Raw genomic sequence first — 720 nt, 5'->3', positions numbered from 1 at the left:
GCGCTGCGCGAGCACTTCGCCCGCCTGGGCTTCGACCCCGAGATCCGCGGGAGCGAGGTCCGGCTGCGGCGCTGCCCCGTGCTCGACCTGGCGCACGAGCGCGCCGAGGTGGTGTGCGGCGTGCACCCGGCTGAGCTGGTCCCGCAGCCAGGGCTCGCCGTCCGGCCCGGCCGGCCCGCGCGCCGTGTACAGCGTCCGCGGGCGCCCGCGGGTGGCGCGGGCCTCGGCCGTCCGCGACGCCAGCCCGGCGGCGACCAGCACCTCGAGGTGCTCGCGGGTCGTGTTGACGTGCAGGCCGACCAGGTCCGCGACGCGCTCGACGGCCAGGGCGGCGCCCTCGGCCCGGAGCACCGCGAGGATCGCGGTCCGGCTCGGGGAGGACAGCGCCCGGTGCCGGCCCGCGGCGTCGACGGCCGCCCGGCCGCCCTGCTCCACGGGCACCGCTCCCGCCCCGCCCGTCGTCACCACGGCCGTCAGCGCAGCGCCGCGTCGTAGCGGTCGAGCACGATCCGGGCCAGGTCCGGGTGCGGCCCGAGCGGTGCCGTCACGAGGTCCGCGCCCGCCCCGGCCAGCGCGCCGTGGAAGTGGCCCGGCGCGAGCAGGTACGACGCCACGACCACCCGCCGCGCGCCGGTGGCACGCGCCTCGGCGACCGCGGTCGCGACGTCCGGCCGGGCCGCGGCGCCGTAGCCGACCGTGACCGGCCCGGGCCACCGCGCG

Annotated in this window: 2 protein-coding genes; both read right to left on the bottom strand. The window is 81.0% G+C overall.

Annotated elements, in window-relative coordinates; translation table 11 throughout:
- Positions 1-468 (bottom strand): helix-turn-helix domain-containing protein (locus FA014_RS19695; RefSeq protein ID WP_195969407.1); only part of this gene is annotated, 468 nt, incomplete at its 3' end.
- 5 nt (positions 469-473) lie between these two features.
- Positions 474-720: CbiX/SirB N-terminal domain-containing protein (locus FA014_RS20460; RefSeq protein WP_328288235.1), on the bottom strand; the 247-nt coding region annotated here is incomplete at its 5' end.

It is taken from the genome of Cellulomonas hominis (assembly GCF_005239125.1).
Taxonomy (GTDB): domain Bacteria; phylum Actinomycetota; class Actinomycetes; order Actinomycetales; family Cellulomonadaceae; genus Cellulomonas; species Cellulomonas hominis_A.
Note: the sequence above shows the minus strand (reverse complement) of the source record. Positions and strands in the feature narration are given on the sequence as shown.